Here is a 16,848-nt window from a genome sequence, read left to right as displayed (position 1 = left end):
GGCACTGCTCCATCTCCGGGTGAGCTCGCCAGCTCGCTCACTTCCCCGCCACCTCCAGCACGATGTCGGCCAGCCGGTCGTCGGCGTCCCGGGCTCCGGCGGCCGCGGCGCGCGCGGCGTACCGGGCCAGCGCGGCCGGGTCGGTGACCAACGGGATCACGTGCTCCTCGATCCAGGACGGCGACAGGTCGGCGTCGTCCACCAGCAGTCCGCCCCCGGCCTCGACGACGGGCAGGGCGTTGCGCCGCTGTTCGCCGTTGCCGATGGGCAGCGGCACGAACACCGCCGGCAACCCGACCGCGGACAGCTCGGCCACGGTGACCGCGCCGGACCGGCACAGGGCCAGGTCGGCGGCGGCGTAGGCGAGGTCCATGCGCTCGAGGTAGTCGACGACGACGTACGGCGCCCGCCCCGGCGCTCGTGGCGGCACGGTCACGTCGGTGTTCTTCGGACCGCGGGCGTGCAGCACCTGCACCCCGGCCGCGGTGAGCGCGTCGGCGACGCCGACGGCGGCCCGGTTGAGGGAGGCCGCGCCCTGCGACCCGCCGACGACCAGCAGCGTGGGCCGGTCGGGGTCCAGTCCGAAGGTGGCGCGGGCCTCGGCGCGGCGGGCCGGCCGGTCCAGCGTGCTGATCGCCGTCCGCAGGGGCATGCCGACGTGCTCGGCACCGTGCAGCGGCGTGCCGGGCGCGGTGACGGCGACCCGCTCGGCCAGCCGCGCGCCGATCCGGTTGGCCAGGCCCGGCAGCGCGTTCTGCTCGTGCACGACGACCGGCACCCGCTCCCTGCGGGCGGCCAGGTACGCCGGCAGCGCGACGTACCCGCCGAAGCCGACGACGACGTCGGCGGACAGCTCGCACAAGAGCGCCCGGGTCTCCGACACCGAGCGGAGCACCCGGCCGGGCACCCGCAGCAGGTCCGGCGTGGGCCTGCGGGGCAGCGGCACCGGCGGGATCAGCCGCAGGTCGTAGCCGCGGGCGGGGACCAGCCGGGTCTCCATGCCGCGGGCGGTGCCCAGGCAGGTGATCCGCAGACCGCCCTCCACCGCGCCGCGGCGCAGCAGCGCGTCGGCCAGGGCGAGCATCGGCTCGATGTGCCCGCCGGTGCCGCCCCCGGCGAGGACGACGCTCCTGCGTGCACGCACCGTCTCGCCTCGTCCGTTCCTCGCCGCCGTCACAGGTCGCCTCCGCGGTCGCTCCGCTCCCCGCTCGCAGGGCTCGCTGCGGTGCGCACTCCCCGCCGGCTCCGTTCCCCGGTGACGGGCTTCCGCCCCTGTCCGCTCACCGCGGCCGCCGCGGCTGCTCGGGCGCGGTGGCGCGGGCCCGGGGCGGCGGCTGCCGGCGGGACTCGGGGATCCGGGCACGGCCGTCCGTCGTCCGCCGCTCGCGCGCCGGGACCCGCTCGCGCGGCGCGCGCTCCCCCGGCGGGACCGGGGCCACCCGGGCGACGGTGCGCCCCCCGGTGGCGGCGGAACGGCGCGAGGGCCGCTCGGGCGCGCGGCCCTCACCCGGCCGTTCGGGACGGCGGGCGCGACGCGGGCGCACCGGCTCCACGGGCTGCTCGGGCACCGGCAGCAGCCAGCGGGACAGCCGGGTGCGCTCCAGCCGACGCAGGTGCTCGACGGCCTCGGGCTCGGAGCGGGCGAAGCGGATGAGCAGCCCCACGATGAACAGGGTGAGCACCAGGGAGGTGCCGCCGGCGGAGACCAGCGGCAGCGTCAGGCCGGTGACCGGCAGCAGACCCACCACGTAGCCCATGTTCAGCGCCGCCTGGCCGACCAGCCACACGGTGATCGCCACGCAGGCCAGCTGCACGAAGCGGTCGGCCGAGCGGCGGGCGATCCGGAACCCGGCGTGGGCCAGGACGCCGTAGAGGGCGACCACGACCAGGCAGCCGAGGAAGCCGAGCTCCTCGCCGATGATCGCGAAGATGTAGTCCGACTCGGCCTCTGGCAGCAGGTTCCACTTCATCGCGCTGTTGCCCAGCCCCACGCCCCACAGGCCGCCGGTCGCCAGCGCGTAGAAACCCCGGATGGCCTGGAAGCCGGTGTCGGAGGGGTCGGCGAACGGGTCGAGGAACGCGGTGATCCGCTCCATGCGGTAGGGCGCGACGGCGACCATGAGCGCCACGGCCGCGACGCCGGCGGCGACGAAGGCGGCGAACCAGCGGCGCGGCAGTCCGCCGGCCCACAGCAGGCCCACCAGCACCAGCCCGAGGCTGACGACGCCGCCGAAGTCCGGCTCCAGGATCAGCAGGACCGACAGGACGGCGAACACCGGCAGCAGCGGGACGAGCAGCGTCTGCACGGTGAGGAAGCGGTCCCGCATCGCCAGGACGTGGGCGCCCCACAGGGCGAAGACCAGCTTGGCCAGCTCGGAGGGCTGGAAGTTGGTGAAGCCCAGGTCGATCCAGGCCCGCGAGCCGTTGAGCTTCATGCCGATGCCCGGCACGAGCACCGCGACGAGCAGCACCGCGGCGACGACCAGGCCGATCGGCGCCCAGCGACGCAGCAGGCCGACCGGCAGCCGGACCGCCACGAGCAGCGCGACCAGGCCGATGACGGCGAAGACCAGCTGGTCCACGCCGGGCCGCCACGCGGGCTGGTCGTTGAGAGCGGCGTCGATCGCCGAGGCGGAGAACACCATGACCAGGCCGATGGCCAGGAGCATGCCGGCCGCGCCGACGACCAGCTGGGAACTGGTCAGGGGACCGTCGAGCCAGGCGGGGGCCGCGAACCGGCGGACCGGCGTCCTGCGCCCAGTCGGCCCGGTCCTGCGCCGCCCGGGGGCGGTCGGGACGCCGGTGGACTCCATCCGGCCATGGTGGCCGTCGGAGCGGATCTCCCGGCGCACCGTCGGGGCGTGTCGCAGCAGCCTCTCCTGACTCACAGGCCGGTGACGGTCAGCCAGTCGGCGTAGAACAGGCCCAGCCCGAAGGCGACCGACATCCCGGTCACCAGCCAGAAGCGGACGATCACCGTGTTCTCGGTCCAGCCGGCCAGCTCGAAGTGGTGGTGCAGCGGGGCCATCCGGAACACCCGGCGGCGGGTGGCCCGGAAGAAGGCCACCTGGATGACCACCGACAGCGTGACCGCGACGAACAGCCCGCCGAGCACGATGAGCAGCAGCTCGGTGCGGGTGACGACGGCGAGGCCGGCCAGCAGCCCGCCCAGGGCCAGCGACCCGGTGTCGCCCATGAAGATGCGCGCCGGGCTGGTGTTCCACCACAGGAAGCCGAGGCACGCGCCGAGCCCGGCCGCGGCGACCAGGGTGACGTCGAGCGGGTCGCGCACGGTGTAGCAGCCCTCGATCAGCTCGGAGGTGCAGTCGTGGGTGAACTGCCAGAACGAGATGATCGTGTACGCGCCGCACACCATCGCCGAGCAGCCCGCGGCCAGCCCGTCCAGCCCGTCGGTCAGGTTCACCGCGTTGGAGAAGCCGGCGATGAACAGGTAGGCCAGGACGACGAAGCCGATCGTCCCGAGGAACAGCGGCTCGATGTCGCGGACGTAGGAGACGAACTCCGAGGCGGGCGTGATGCCGGCCTCGTCCGGGAAGTTCAGCGCCAGGACGGCGAAGGCGACCCCGATGACGAGCTGGCCGACCAGCTTGGCCGTCTTGTTCAGCCCGAGGCTGCGCCGGAACCGGATCTTCAGGTAGTCGTCGAGGAACCCGACGGTGCCCAGGCCCACCATGAGGAAGAGCACCAGCAGGCCGCTGGCGGTCACCCCGCGCCCGGGCTGGTTGAGCAGGAACAGGTGGGCGATGAGGTAGCCGCCGACGGTCGCCCCGACGATGACGGTGCCGCCCATGGTGGGCGTGCCCTTCTTCGACAGGTGGCTCTCCGGGCCGTCGTCCCGGATCTCCTGGCCGAAGCCCTTGCGGCGGAACAGGTGGACGGCGACCGGCGTGGCCAGGATCGAGATGATCAGCCCGAACGCGGCCGCGATCAGGATGGACCTCACGCGCCTGCCCCGGCGTCGAGCAGGTCGGCGGCGAGCACCTCGAGCCCGTAGGACCGGCTGGCCTTCACCAGCACGACGTCACCGGGCACCAGCACCTCCGTCAGCAGTTGCCGGGCAGCCGCCCGGTCGGGCACGCGCACCGCGCCCTCGTCCTCGCGAGCCCCTGCGGCGGTCGCCCCGTCGGCTATCCCTACCGCACCCGGCCCGACGGCCAGGACCAGGTCCACCCCGGCGGCCACGGCGTCCCGGCCGAGCCGCTCGTGCTCGGCGGCGGCGCCGGGGCCGAGCTCGGCCATCCCGCCGAGGACGGCGATCCGCCGCCGCGCGGGCAGCCCGGCCAGCGCGGCCAAGGCGGCCCGCATCGACTCGGGGTTGGCGTTGTAGGCGTCGTTGACCACGGTCACGCCGTCGTCCCGGCGGGTGACCTCCATCCGCCAGCGGCTGCGCGGTCCGGCGGCCGACAGCGCGGCGGCGACCTCCTCCGGGGCCATGCCCGCGGCCAGCGCGGCGCCGGCGGCGGACAGCGCGTTGGCCACCTGGTGGGCGCCGACGACCTGCAGCCGCACCGCCGTGCGGGCACCCCCGGTGACCAGCGTGAAGGCCGCGCGGCCGGACTCGTCGAGGGTGACGTCCTCGGCGCGCACGTCGGCGTCCGCCGACCGGCCGGTGGTCACGACGCGGGCCCGCGTGCGCGGCGCCATGCCGATCACCCGGGGGTCGTCGGCGTTGAGGACGGCGGTGCCCTCGGCCGGCAGCGCCTCGACCAGCTCGCCCTTGGCGACGGCGATCCCGTCGGCCGAGCCGAACTCGCCCAGGTGCGCCGAGCCGACGTTGAGCACCACGCCGACGTCGGGCCGGGCCACCCGGCAGAGCCGGGCGATGTGCCCCGGACCGCGCGACCCCATCTCCAGCACCAGGAAGCGGGTGTCCTCGTCGGCGTCCAGCACGGTCAGCGGCAGCCCGATGTCGTTGTTGTACGAGCCGGGCGGGCTCACCGTGGCGCCCGCGGTGGCCAGCACCTGGCCGAGCAGGTCCTTGGTGCTGGTCTTTCCCGAGGAGCCGGTGATGCCGATCGTCACCAGGTCGCCGACCGCCAGCCGGCCGTGCACCGCGGCGGCCAGCCGGCCGAGCGCGGCGACCGGCTCGTCGACGACCACGCAGGGCAGTGCGGGGTCGGGACGGGTGGTCAGCGCGGCCACCGCGCCGGCGCCGGCGGCCGCGGCGAGGAAGTCGTGGCCGTCGACCCGCTCGCCGGGCACCGCGACGAACAGGTCGCCGGGTGCCACGGTGCGGGAGTCGACGGTGACCTTCCCCGTCACGCGGCCGTCGCCGGCGGTCAGCTCCCCGCCCACCGCCTCGGCCACCTCGGACAGGGTCAGGGGGATCACGGGGCCTCCTCGCTGGCGCTCGTCATCCCCGTGCTCCGGGATGCTGTGTCCACGCACGGCCCCGCGAGCTCGGTCATGAGGACGGCTCCACTCCGGCCGGCGCCCGCCGCGCCAGGGCCTCGCGCAGCACGGCGCGGTCGTCGAACGGGTGCAGGGTGCCGGCCACGTCCTGGCCGGTCTCGTGGCCCTTGCCGGCCACCAGGACCGCGTCGCCGGGCCGGGCGCGGTCGACGGCGGCGGCGATCGCGGCGCGGCGGTCGCCGACCTCCAGCACGTCGTCGCGCCGGCCCGCGGGGACGCCGGCCAGCATCGCCGCGCGGATGGCGGCGGGGTCCTCCGAGCGCGGGTTGTCGTCGGTGACGACCAGCAGGTCGCTGCCGCGCGCCGCGGCCTCCCCCATCGCCGCCCGCTTCCCGGGGTCGCGGTCGCCGCCGCAGCCGAGGACGGTGATCACCCGGCCGGGGGTGGCGGCGCGCAGCGCGGCCAGCGCCGTGGCGACCGCGTCGGGGGTGTGCGCGTAGTCGACGACGGCGACGAACGGCTGGCCGGCGTCCACCGGCTCCATCCGCCCGGGCACCACCGTCTCGGCCAGGCCGGTCAGCGCCGTCTCCACCGGCACGCCGACCGCGTCGAGCAGCGCCACGGCGAGGACGGCGTTGGCGACGTTGAACCGCCCGGGCAGCCGCACCCGCGCCGGCCAGGTGCGCCCGCCGGGGCCGGTGAGGGTGAACGCCGTCCCGCCGCCGGGTGCGGAGGTTGCGTCGGTCGCCGTCCAGTCGGCGTCCGCGCCCTGGCTCGACACGGTGACCGCGCGGCGGTCGCCGAGCATGCCGGCCAGCCGCCGCCCGTACGGGTCGTCGACGTCGATCACCTCGACGGCGGCGCGGCCGTCGAACAGCCGGGCCTTGGCGAGGAAGTAGTCCTCGAGGTCGGTGTGGAAGTCCAGGTGGTCGCGGCCGAGGTTGGTGAAGCCGGCCGCGGCGAACGAGATGCCGCCCACCCGGCCCAGCACGAGGGCGTGGCTGGACACCTCCATGACCACCGTCTGCACACCGGAGTCGGCCATCCGGGCGAGCAGCGCGTGCAGGGCCGGCGCCTCGGGCGTGGTCCGGACGCTCGGCAGGGTGGTCACCGTCGGCGTCCCGTCGGCGGCGCGGCCGCGGGTGCGGGTCTCGACGGTGCCGACCAGGCCGGTGCCCCGGCCGGCGGCGGCCAGGCCGGCCTCCACCAGGTAGCTGGTCGTCGTCTTGCCGTTGGTGCCGGTGATCCCGATGACCTGCAGCCGCCGGGCCGGCTCCCCGTAGACCCGCGCGGCGACCGCGCCGAGCAGCGCCCGCGGGTCGTCGACGACGCACACCGGGAGGCCGGTGGCGGCGGCCTGCTCGCGACCGGTGGGGTCGGTGAGGACGGCGGCCGCGCCGCGGGCCGCCGCGTCGGCGGCGTACCGGGCGCCGTGCGTGCGGGCGCCGGGCAGGGCGGCGTAGAGGTCGCCGGGGCCGACCTCGGCGGAGGCCAGCGTCACGCCGGTGACCGCGGTGCCGGCGTTCCCCTGGACGGGCGCGCCGAGCAGGTCGGCGAGATCGGCGAGGGTCAGAGCGCGGGTCCCCGCCACCGGGGACGCCGTCCCCCTCCCGCTCTCGCTCACGGGACTCCAATCTACCGGCGCGCCCGGCGCGGCCCGCCGCCCACACGCGGGGAACCGGTCGCCGCCGCCCGACGCCGGCCCCGTCCCGGACCCGGCCCTCCTGTGTGGACGTGCTGGAACGGCCACCCTCCAGGGCCCCGGGCCGAGCCTGCGAGGCGGGGGCAGGGGGCCCTTACGCCTCCGGGCCGGTCAACACGAAGTCCGGCCGCGGCGTCCCGGACGGCACGATGCCGTCGGCGGTCAGCGCCTGGCGCAGGATGTCGGCGAACACGGGGGCGGCGACCTGGCCGCCCTCGGCGTCGCTGGTCGGCCGCTCGAGGTCCACCGCGACGACGTACTGCGGGTCGTCGGCCGGGGCGAACCCGACGAAGGTCGTCACGTAGCCGCCGCCGGCGTAGCAGTTGCACTCGGGGTTGGCGCGCTGCGCGGTGCCGGTCTTGCCGGCCACCCGGAAGCCCTCGACCTGCGCCAGCGGGGCGGTGCCGCCCGGCCCGACAACGGCCTCGAGCATGTACGCGACGTCCTCGGCGGTGGACGGGCTGAGCACCCGGGTGCTCTCCGGTGCGGGGGCCGGCTCGCCGCCGACGGAGGAGACGATCCGCGGCTCGATGCGCACCCCGTCGTTGGCGATCGCCTGGTAGATCGACGCCATCTGCAGCGTGGTCACCGAGACGCCCTGCCCGATCGGCACGTTGGCCGCCCGGCTCCGGGTCCACTCCGCGGACTCCTGGAGGATGCCGGCGCTCTCCCCCGGCAGCTCGATGCCGGTGGTGCGGCCCAGACCGAAGGCCCGCAGGTACTCCTCCAGCTTCGCGTCCCCGACCTCGCGGGCCAGCATGATCGTGCCGACGTTGCTGGACTTGGCGAGGATGCCGGTGACGGTCCAGTCGATCGGCGCGTGGTCGTGGGCGTCGCGCACGACGGCGTCCCCGGCCTGGATGTGCCCGTTGACGCTGAGCACGGTGTCCTTGGTGGCCCGGCCCTCCTCGAGGGCCGCGGCGAGGGTCACCGCCTTGAGCACCGAGCCGGGCTCGAAGACGCTGGAGACGATCGGGTTGCCCAGCAGCTCGGGGTCGGTCTCGGAGTAGTTGCCGGGGTCGTAGCCCGGGCAGGACCCCATCGCGACGACCCGACCGGTCGTCACGTCCAGGACGACCGCCGAGGCGCGGGTGGTGGCGCCGTCCTGGCAGGCCTCCTGGAGCCGCTGCTCGGTGACGAACTGCAGGTCGGAGTCGATCGTGAGCTCGACGGTCCGGCCGTCGACGGCCGGGGTGGACTCGTCGATGCCGGACGGGATCGGGTGCCCGCCGCTGCCCACCTCGACCCGCCGCTCCCCCGGCGTCCCGGCCAGCGGCTCCTCGAAGGTCTGCTCGATGCCGGCCAGCCCGTGGCCCTCCCGGCCGGTGAAGCCGACGACCTGCCCGGCGACCGACCCGGCGGGGTACAGCCGCACCGGGTCGTCCTCGGAGAAGACGCCGGGCAGCCCCAGCTCCTCGACCTGGTCGACCACCTCCGGCGCCACCTGCGAGGCCAGGACGACGTAGCGCCCGTCCTCCGACAGCAGGTCGGTGAGCTCGGAGGTCGGGACGTCGAGCAGCGTGGTGAGCGCGAGGGCCGTGCGGGCGGGGTCGTCGATCAGCGTCGGGTCGGCGGTGATCCGGGAGGCCGCGACGGTGTAGGCCAGCGGGTTGCCGTCGCGGTCGACGACCGAGCCGCGCAGCGGGGCGATGTCCGAGACGCGGATGCGGTCCTGCGTGGCGGCGAGGGCGTACTCCCCGCTGTCCACGCCCTGCAGCAGCCAGAGCTTGCCGGTGATCACCAGCAGCGGGACGACGACGAGGGCGAAGCCGATGCGGAAGCGGCGGTGGTCCGTCCGCAGCGCGCCGGGCACGCGGCGGCTGCCGGGTGCCCGGCGGGACGTGAAGGCGCCGCTGCCGCCGTCGCGCAGCGGAGCGCGGTCGGCCGGACGGCGGCGGGGTGCGGGGGGACGGGGTGTCGAGGGCACGGGTCAGTCCCCGCCACCGGCGACGGGCGGCGCGGGGAGCTCCGGCGCCTCGGCCGGCTCCGGCCCCTCGGCCGGGACGGCCTCGCCGCGCAGGCTGACGGTGCCGTCCTCCCCGACGACGAGGTAGGCCGCCGCGCCGGCGGGGACCAGGCCGGCCGCGCGCGCCTCGCGCGCCAGCTCGGCGGGCGTGCCGCCGGCGATGACCTGCTGCTCCAGGCGCTGCACCTCCTGGGCGCGGTCCTCGTTGGCGGCCGCCAGCTGGGTGGCCTTGAGCGAGTTGACCGCGATGGCGGTGTTGAGGAAGAGCAGCCCCAGCGTGGTCGCCACGAGCAGGGTCACGACGAGCAGGACGAGGGGTGCGCGGTGGGCGCCCACGGCGGTGCGGAGGCGCGAGGCGGGCGCGCCGGCCGCCGTCCGCGGCACCGGTCCGGTCGGCTGCGCGGACCGGGGGGCCGGGCGCCGCGGCGCAGCGGCGCGCACCGGTGCGGTGTGCGCGCGGGCCGGGCGGGCGGGCGCCGGGGTGGCCGGTCGGGCGGTGCGGGCCGTCGCATCCGCCTGCGGCCCGCTCCGGGGGCTCGCCGCGAGCGGGCGAGCGGGGAGGGGGACGGGGTCCTCCTGGAGCGGGGTCGGGGTCCGGCGGCCGGGGCGGCCCTCGGCCGGGGTCCCCGCCGCGCGTGCGGTGGCGCTCATGCGGCCTCCTTCCCGTCGCTGGTCGGCCGCGGTCGCGGCCCGTGTGTCGTCGTGCGCGGCGCCGTCGTCCCCGGGGTGCTCACGCGGCCCGCCGGATGCGCTCGGCGGCCCGGACCCGCGCCGAGGCGGCCCGCGGGTTGGCCGCGGTCTCGGCCTCCGACGGCGGCTCGCCGCCGCGGGTCAGCAACCGCAGCGTGGGGCCCAGCTCGGGCAGCGGCACCGGCAGCCCGGGCGGCGTGCGGTCCACCGCGCCGGCCGCGAGGGTCTGCTTGACGATGCGGTCCTCGAGGGAGTGGAAGGTGATGACGGCGATCCGGCCGCCGACGGCCAGCGCGTCGAGCGCCGCCGGGAGCGCCCGCTCCAGCACGCCGAGCTCGTCGTTCACCTCGATGCGCAGCGCCTGGAAGGTCCGCTTGGCCGGGTGGCCGCCGGTGCGGCGGGTGGCGGCGGGGATCGAGTCGCGCACCAGGTGCGCCAGCCGCTCGGTGCGCGTGAACGGCTCCCGCGCCCGCTCCCGGGCGATCGCCTGGGCGATGCGGGTGGCGAAGCGCTCCTCGCCGTAGACGCGCAGCACCCGGGCCAGCCGGTCGACGGGATAGCCGTTGACGACGTCGGCGGCGGTGCGCGGCGCCGACGGGTCCATCCGCATGTCCAGCGGGGCGTCCGCGGCGTAGCTGAAACCGCGGTCGGGCCGGTCGAGCTGCAGCGAGGAGACGCCGAGGTCGAACAGCACGGCCTGCACCTCGGCGAGGCCCAGCCGGTCGAGCACGTCGGGCAGCTCGTCGAAGACGGCGGGGACGACGGTGGCCCGGTCGGCGACGCCGGCGTCGGCGAGCCGGCGGGTCGCCTCGGCGCGGGCGTCGGGATCACGGTCGAGGCCGACCAGGCGGAGGCCCGGGTGCGCGCGCAGCAGCGCCAGGGAGTGCCCGGCCAGGCCCAGGGTGGCGTCGACGAGGACGGCGCCGTCGGCGGAGCACCCCGGACCGAGGAGCTCGGTGACCCGGTCGAGCAGGACGGGCACGTGCACCGTGGACGGCGCCCGCCCTCCCGGCGCCGGCTCGGTGCTGCTCATCGTCGGCGGCTCCTGAACGGGTCGGGGCGCCCTCGGGGCGCGGGGGCCCGTCCATGGTGGGGCTGGGTGGCGGTCGGCGGGCGGAGCGGGGCGGCGTTTCGCCGGAGTCCGGGAACGCCGGTGGTACGCCCGGTGCGGAGGGGCGGGACGTGGCGGGTGGGAGACGAGGCGGGGTGGTGGGGTGGTGGGGCGGGGTGGGGGACGTGGGGCGCGGTGGGGTCCTGGCCCGGCGGGGTCGCCCGGGCCGCCCCCCGCGGGGTCCGCCTGGCGCCGGGGAAGTACGTCAGGTGGAGCCCCGCGGGGACGGGCGGGCGCGGCAGCCGGTGGGGACCGGCGGCGCGCCCGGTGGGCGGTGCGTCTCCTCCGGTGCCGTGGGACCGAGCCGCGGGGAAGGTGGCTCGGGCCGATCCGGTCGAGCCGCGGGGAAGTCGGCTCGGTCGGGTGGGGGGCACGGAGGGGGTCGGAGGGGCGGACGTCGGGATCAGGAGAGGGTGGGCATCCCCTCGCTCTCCATGTCGGCGTAGGTCGCCTCCTGCTCGGCCACGTAGGCGTCCCAGGTGGCGGCGTCCCAGATCTCGAAGCGGGTGTCGACGCCGACGACGACCACGTCGCGGTCGAGGCCGGCGTACTCGCGCAGGTTCGCCGGGATGGTGATGCGGCCGGTCTTGTCCGGCTCGACCTCGACCATCGACCCGAAGCTCATGCGCGCGCGCATGCGGGCGGCGGCGGTGTCCGACGGCGCCATCGCGGCGGCCGCCGCGCTCTGCTCGGCGACCCGGGCCATGGTGAGGCCGTAGACGCAGCGCTCCTGGCCCTTCTTGATCACCATGCCGCCGGCCACCTGCTCGCGGAAGCGGACGGGGAGTGCGAGCCGGCCCTTCTCGTCGAGGCGCAACGGGTAGCTGCCGACGAACACCGGATCACCTCCCCCATGGGTCCTCCTCGCACTCCGGGGTGACCCCGGGACGGGCCTTACCTCCCCACCGGGCCACACAGTAACCCACTACGCCCCACCGGACACCACTCGACACCATGTCGTGACCGGTGCTCCCCACCCCCGCTCCCGCAGGTCAGCGGCCCGGCGGCGCGTCGTCGCCGTGGGGTGGGGCGTGGTGGGGTGCCGTCCCACCCCGCCCCACCTCGGAGGCGGGGACGGGGCGCCCGTCGGCGGGCCCGGAGGGGCGTCGGTGGGGACCCGTGCGGAGCGCCGTGGGGGTCCCCGCCCGTGATCGACGACACGCCCGGGGAGCGCCCGGGCACGTACGGTTGAGGACGTGACCGAGCTCGCGAGGTCACCCATCAGCAGAGCACCGTCGGGCACGCGGCCGACGAGCGCCGGCGAGGAGGCTGCGTGACCGAGGTGACGCCGACCAGTGCGGGAGCCGAGGCTCCGGTCGACGTCGACGTCGCGGCGGAGGGCGCCCGCATCGCGGCCAACATGGCCCGCGTCGTCCACGGCAAGCCCGACGTCGTCCACCTGGCGCTGGTCGTGCTGCTCGCCGAGGGGCACCTGCTGGTCGAGGACGTGCCCGGCGTGGGCAAGACCACGCTGGCCAAGGCGCTGGCGGCCTCGGTCGACGCGAGCGTGCGCCGCATCCAGTTCACGCCCGACCTGCTGCCCAGCGACGTCACCGGGGTGTCGGTCTACGACCAGGAGAGCCGCGAGTTCGAGTTCAAGCCGGGCGCGGTGTTCGCCAACATCGTGGTGGCCGACGAGATCAACCGGGCCTCCCCCAAGACGCAGTCGGCGCTGCTGGAGTGCATGGCCGAGCGGCAGGTCACCGTGGACGGCGTCAGCTACGAGCTGGCCCGGCCGTTCCTGGTGATGGCCACCCAGAACCCGATCGAGATGGAGGGCACCTATCCCCTCCCCGAGGCGCAGCGCGACCGGTTCACCGCGCGGGTGTCCATGGGCTACCCCGACCGCGAGGCCGAGCTGGCCATGCTCGACGACCTGGTGACCACCGACCCGCTGAGCACGCTGACGCCGGCCACCGACGCGGCCGGGGTACGGGCCCTGGTCGCCGCCGTCGGCCGGCTGCACGTCTCCGAGGCGGTGCGCCGCTACGTGGTGGCGCTGGTCGAGGCCACCCGCCGGTCGGCCGACCTGCGGCTGGGCGCCTCGCCGCGCGCTGGCCTGCAGCTGCTGCGCACCGCGCGCGCCGGCGCGGCCCTGGCCGGGCGCGACCACGTGCTGCCCGACGACGTGCAGGCCGTCGCCGTCCCGGTGCTCGCCCACCGCCTGCTGCTCACCCCGGACGCCGCGGCGTCGCGCCGCACCGCCGAGCAGGTGGTCGGCGACCTGCTGCGGACCGTCCCCGTCCCCCGCGGCCGCTGAGGTGGCCGGCCCGGTCGCCACCGCGCTGGCCAGCCTGACGCTGCGCGGGCGCTGCCTGGTCGCCGCCGGCCTCACCCTGCTGCTGCTGGGCGTGCTGCTGGGCGAGACGCCGCTGGTCCAGGTGGCGGTCTTCGTGCTCGCGCTGCCGCTGCTGTCGGCGCTCGCCGTGGCCCGGCACCGCTTCCGGGTCGCCTCCCGCCGCACCGTCACCCCCGTCCGCCTGCCGCGCGGGCGGGATGCCGAGGTGCGGCTGGAGCTGAGCAACGCCGGCCGCGGCACCGGCGGGCTGTGGCTGCTGGCCGAGACGGTGCCGCCCGACCTGGGGCCGGCTCCGGAGTTCGTCGTCGACCGGCTGCCCGGTGGCCGCTCGGCGACGCTGCACTACCGCGTGCACGGCGGACGCCGCGGCCGCTACCGCCTCGGCCCGCTGCGGCTGCGGCTGGTCGACCCCTTCGGCCTGGTGCTGCGCAGCGTCGTCGGCGCCGACACCGCGCCGCTGGTCGTGGTGCCGCGCGTGGTGCCCCTGGGCCCCGGCGGCCCGGGCGGCGGGCACGGCGACGGCGGATCGGGCGCGCACCGCTCGATCGCCGTCCACGGGGAGGACGACGTCAGCACCCGGCCGTACCGGCACGGCGACGACCTGCGCAAGGTGCACTGGCGGGCGACCGCGCGCACCGGCGAGCTGATGGTGCGGCTGGAGGAACGGCCGTGGAAGGCGCAGGTCACCCTCCTGCTCGACACCCGGTCCCGGGCGCACCTCATCGCCCGTCCCACCCCCGCGGGCCGCCGGGCCGTGACCGCCACCGGCCCGGACACGCCTCCCCCGGACAGCCTCGAGTGGCTGGTCGAGGCGGCGGCCAGCATCGGCAGCGAGCTGATCGCGCGCGGCGCCACGGTGCGGGTGGTGACCGAGGGGGCCGAGCTCACCGCCGTCGACTCCGGCGCGGGCCTGGGCGCCGAGGAGCTGCTGGACCGGCTGGCCGGGGTGGCGCCGTCCCGGCTCGCGGGCCTGGCCCCCGGCCTGACGCTGCTGTCCCGCGCGGCCGGCGAGGGACCGGTCGTCGCGCTGCTGGGGGCGGTGGGCCCCGACGAGGCGGCCGAGCTGGTGCGGGTCCGCTCCGGCCCGGCCGCCGACCTCGCCGTCCTGGCCGACATCGGCAGCTGGGCCGAGGCCGACGCCGCCCGCCGGCGGCGGCCGGTGGGCGCGGCCGCCCGCGCGGAGCTCACCCGGCAGCAGGAGGCCGCCGCGGACCTGCTGAGCGCCGGCGGCTGGCAGGTCGCGATCGCCGGCGCCGGTGACTCGGTGGCCGACGTCTGGGCCCAGCTGGTCCGGCCCGGCGGCCTGCGGGTGGGCGCCCGGTGACCGGCGACACCGCGCGCGGCCTGCTGCGCGACGCCGGGACGACGCTGGCCGCCGCGGTCGCCACGGCACTGGGCACCCTCGCCCTGGTGCCGGTCTTCACCGCGCGGGAGTGGCTGCCCCCGGTGCTCGCCGCGGTCGTCGCCGTCGCGGCCGGCGGGCTGCTGCTCCGGGTGGGCGGCGCCGCGCTCGCCGGGGACCGCCCGGCGCCCGGCTGGTGGACCGCGCTGGTCGCCGTCGTCGTCCCCCTCGGCCAGCTCGTCGTGCTGGCCTGCACGCTGACGGCCCTGTTCGCCCCGGACGGGGCCTGGGGTGGCTGGCTGCCCACGGCCGAGAGCACCGGCGACCTCGGGGCGGTGTTCGCCGACGGGACCGTGGAGCTGGTCGAGCAGTCCACGCCGGCGCTCCCCCTGACCGGGCTGGTCGCGCTGACCACGCTGCTGGCCGGCCTCGTCGCCGTCGCCGTCGACCTGGTGGCCGTCGGCGCGCGGCAACCGGCGCTGGCCGGGCTGGCCCTGCTGGTCCTCTTCTGCGTGCCGGTGAGCACCGTGACCGGCACCATCGGCGTGCTGCCGGTGGCCGCGCCGGCGGCCGGGCTCGCGCTGCTGCTCTTCGCCGACCAGCACCGGCGCCTCGGCGGGGGCCCGCGGGAGGGTCGGCGCCCGCTGCTGGGGGCGGGCACGCTCACCGCCGTCCGCACCGGTGCGGTGGCCGTGGTGCTCGGGCTGGTGGTCGGGGCCGTCGTCCCCACGCTGACCGAGGGCGCGTTCTCCGGCTTCGGCCGCGGCGGGGGCGGCTCCACCGGGACCGCCCTCGACCCGGCCGCGGCGCTGCAGGGCCAGCTGACCCTCGACGAGCCGGTCGAGCTGCTGCGGGTGAACGCCTCGGTGCCCGACCCCGGGTACCTGCGCGTCGTGGCGCTGGAGGTCTACGACGCCGCCGAGGGGTGGACGATCGGCAACCTCGACGGCGAGACCGCGGTCGCCGGCCGACCCGAGCTGGCCCCCCTCCCCGGCCGGCGCGCCGGCCGGCCGGTCGACGCGCTGGTCACCGCCCTCGGCCACGAGGACCGCTTCCTGCCGGTCCTGTACGCGCCGCAGTCGGTGGAGGTGGCCGAGCCCGAGCGGTGGCGCTTCGACCCGGGCACCGGCACGGTGTTCGGCCGGGACGTGTCCACCGCCGGGCTGACCTGGTCGGTGGCCGCGGTGGAGCCGCGCCCCACGGCCGAGGAGCTGGCCGCCGCCGGCCCGCTGCCGCCGGAGCTGTCCCTGGTGCAGCGCTACACCGCGCTCCCTGACCTCGACCCGAGCGTCGACGAGCTGGTCGCCGGCCTGACCGCGGGGGCCGAGACGCCCCACGAGCGGGTGCAGGCGGTCTACGGGCACTTCACCGACCCGGCCAACGGCTACGAGTACTCCCTGTCCACCGCCCCGGGGACCGGCAGTGACGACCTGGCCGACTTCCTGCGGCTGCGGCAGGGCTACTGCGAGCAGTACGCCGGCGCGATGGCGGCGCTGGTCCGGGCGGCCGGCGTCCCGGCGCGGGTGGTGCTCGGCTACACCCCCGGCACGGCGCAGCCCGACGGCAGCCGCCTGGTCACCAGCGACGACGCGCACGCCTGGGTCGAGGTCTACTTCGACGACCTGGGCTGGGTGCCCTACGACCCGACGCCGATCGACACCGACCGCGCGGTGGACCTGCCGTGGGCGCCCCGGCCGCAGGACCTGGAGGTCGACCCGCGCACCGACCCGACGACCGCGCCGCTCCCGGCGCCGGCCCCCCGGGTGCCGCAGCAGCAGCCGGCCCCGCAGGACGTCCCGCTGCCGCAGACCGCCCCGCAGGCGGCGGACTCGCTGCTGCCGGTGCTGCGCGCCGCGGGCGTGGTGCTCGGCGTGCTCGCCCTCGCCGCCGTCCCCGCCGGGCTGCGGGTGCTGCAGCGCCGGCGCCGGGTGGCCACCGGCAGCCCGGCGGCGCTGTGGGACGAGCTCGCCGCCACCGCGCTCGACGTCGGCCGGACGGCCGACCCGGCCCGGACGCCGCGGCAGGTGGCCGAGGAGCTCGCCGACGCCGCCACCGGCGGCGGTGCGCACCGGCAGCACCGGCGGCCGGACCCGGCGGCCGGCGTGGCCGCGGCGGTGGCCCGGCTGGCCCGGGCCGAGGAGGCCGCCAGCTACGCCCGTCCCGGCAGCGTCCCCGCCGTCGGCCCGGAGCTGCGGGCCGACCTGGCCACCGCCCGCCGCGGGTTGCTCGCCGCGGCGTCCCGCGGGGTGCGGCTGCGCGCGCTGCTGTGGCCGCCGTCGCTGCTGGCGGGGCTGCGGGGCGGTCTGCCGCGGCCGCGGTGGGGCCGCCGGACGGCGCTGCGCGGCTGAGAGAAGGACGGGGTCCT

The 16,848-nt window shown here is 77.3% G+C and carries 12 protein-coding genes; 3 read left to right on the top strand and 9 right to left on the bottom strand.

Annotated elements, in window-relative coordinates; translation table 11 throughout:
• Window positions 1-37 precede the first annotated feature (37 nt).
• The 9 genes from murG to mraZ all read right to left on the bottom strand — a co-directional run bounded on the left by murG (window position 38) and on the right by mraZ (window position 11,680).
• A complete protein-coding gene (gene murG, locus ACI78Z_RS02030) occupies window positions 38-1,144 on the bottom strand; it encodes an undecaprenyldiphospho-muramoylpentapeptide beta-N-acetylglucosaminyltransferase (protein WP_457034849.1) in 1,107 nt (368 codons plus the stop codon).
• A 136-nt stretch (window positions 1,145-1,280) separates the two neighbouring features.
• The gene (gene ftsW / locus ACI78Z_RS02025) at window positions 1,281-2,813 is read right to left on the bottom strand and encodes a putative lipid II flippase FtsW (RefSeq protein ID WP_457034848.1); all 1,533 of its coding nucleotides are present in this window, start codon (window positions 2,811-2,813) and stop codon (window positions 1,281-1,283) included.
• Between the two features lie 71 nt (window positions 2,814-2,884).
• Entirely contained in the window at window positions 2,885-3,964 is a 1,080-nt protein-coding gene (gene mraY / locus ACI78Z_RS02020; RefSeq protein ID WP_457034847.1) for a phospho-N-acetylmuramoyl-pentapeptide-transferase, read from the bottom strand.
• Window positions 3,961-5,352, bottom strand: coding sequence for a UDP-N-acetylmuramoyl-tripeptide--D-alanyl-D-alanine ligase (locus ACI78Z_RS02015; RefSeq protein WP_457034846.1), 1,392 nt, complete (start codon window positions 5,350-5,352; stop codon window positions 3,961-3,963). The genes mraY and ACI78Z_RS02015 overlap by 4 nt, the downstream gene beginning before the upstream one ends.
• Window positions 5,353-5,425: 73 nt before the next feature.
• Complete coding sequence (locus ACI78Z_RS02010; protein ID WP_457034845.1) at window positions 5,426-6,997, bottom strand: UDP-N-acetylmuramoyl-L-alanyl-D-glutamate--2,6-diaminopimelate ligase; 1,572 nt, start codon at window positions 6,995-6,997, stop codon at window positions 5,426-5,428.
• A gap of 172 nt (window positions 6,998-7,169) precedes the next feature.
• Window positions 7,170-9,002: a peptidoglycan D,D-transpeptidase FtsI family protein gene (locus ACI78Z_RS02005; protein ID WP_457034844.1), complete on the bottom strand. Its 1,833-nt coding sequence runs from the start codon at window positions 9,000-9,002 to the stop codon at window positions 7,170-7,172.
• Window positions 9,003-9,005: 3 nt separating this feature from the next.
• Window positions 9,006-9,692 carry a hypothetical protein gene (locus tag ACI78Z_RS02000; protein ID WP_457034843.1) on the bottom strand — a complete coding sequence of 229 codons (687 nt, stop codon included), beginning with the start codon at window positions 9,690-9,692 and terminating at the stop codon, window positions 9,006-9,008.
• A 79-nt stretch (window positions 9,693-9,771) separates the two neighbouring features.
• Window positions 9,772-10,764, bottom strand: a complete 993-nt coding sequence (rsmH, locus tag ACI78Z_RS01995; RefSeq protein ID WP_457034842.1) for a 16S rRNA (cytosine(1402)-N(4))-methyltransferase RsmH — start codon at window positions 10,762-10,764, stop codon at window positions 9,772-9,774.
• Window positions 10,765-11,245: 481 nt separating this feature from the next.
• Window positions 11,246-11,680, bottom strand: coding sequence for a division/cell wall cluster transcriptional repressor MraZ (mraZ, locus tag ACI78Z_RS01990; protein ID WP_457034841.1), 435 nt, complete (start codon window positions 11,678-11,680; stop codon window positions 11,246-11,248).
• 435 nt (window positions 11,681-12,115) lie between these two features.
• On the opposite strand from mraZ, the gene ACI78Z_RS01985 reads away from it, so the two are divergent.
• From ACI78Z_RS01985 to ACI78Z_RS01975, 3 genes are read left to right on the top strand one after another with little or no spacing between them, the layout of a single operon-like run.
• Window positions 12,116-13,102, top strand: a complete 987-nt coding sequence (locus ACI78Z_RS01985; RefSeq protein WP_457034840.1) for an AAA family ATPase — start codon at window positions 12,116-12,118, stop codon at window positions 13,100-13,102.
• A gap of 1 nt (window position 13,103) precedes the next feature.
• Window positions 13,104-14,465 (top strand): DUF58 domain-containing protein, encoded by a 1,362-nt coding sequence (locus tag ACI78Z_RS01980; RefSeq protein WP_457034839.1) that lies wholly within the window; start codon window positions 13,104-13,106, stop codon window positions 14,463-14,465.
• Entirely contained in the window at window positions 14,462-16,831 is a 2,370-nt protein-coding gene (locus ACI78Z_RS01975) for a transglutaminaseTgpA domain-containing protein (RefSeq protein ID WP_457034838.1), read from the top strand. Before ACI78Z_RS01980 ends, ACI78Z_RS01975 begins: the two co-directional genes overlap by 4 nt.
• Window positions 16,832-16,848: the final 17 nt, after the last annotated feature.

Source organism: Geodermatophilus sp. SYSU D01176, assembly GCF_054050015.1.
Note: the sequence above shows the minus strand (reverse complement) of the source record. Positions and strands in the feature narration are given on the sequence as shown.

Bases quoted from the DNA above. Each gene is read 5' to 3' on its own strand.
- ftsW (WP_457034848.1), bottom strand. From the start codon at position 2,813: ATGGAGTCCACCGGCGTCCCGACCGCCCCCGGGCGGCGCAGGACCGGG.
- ACI78Z_RS02000 (WP_457034843.1), bottom strand. From the start codon at position 9,692: ATGAGCGCCACCGCACGCGCGGCGGGGACCCCGGCCGAGGGCCGCCCC.
- rsmH (WP_457034842.1), bottom strand. From the start codon at position 10,764: ATGAGCAGCACCGAGCCGGCGCCGGGAGGGCGGGCGCCGTCCACGGTG.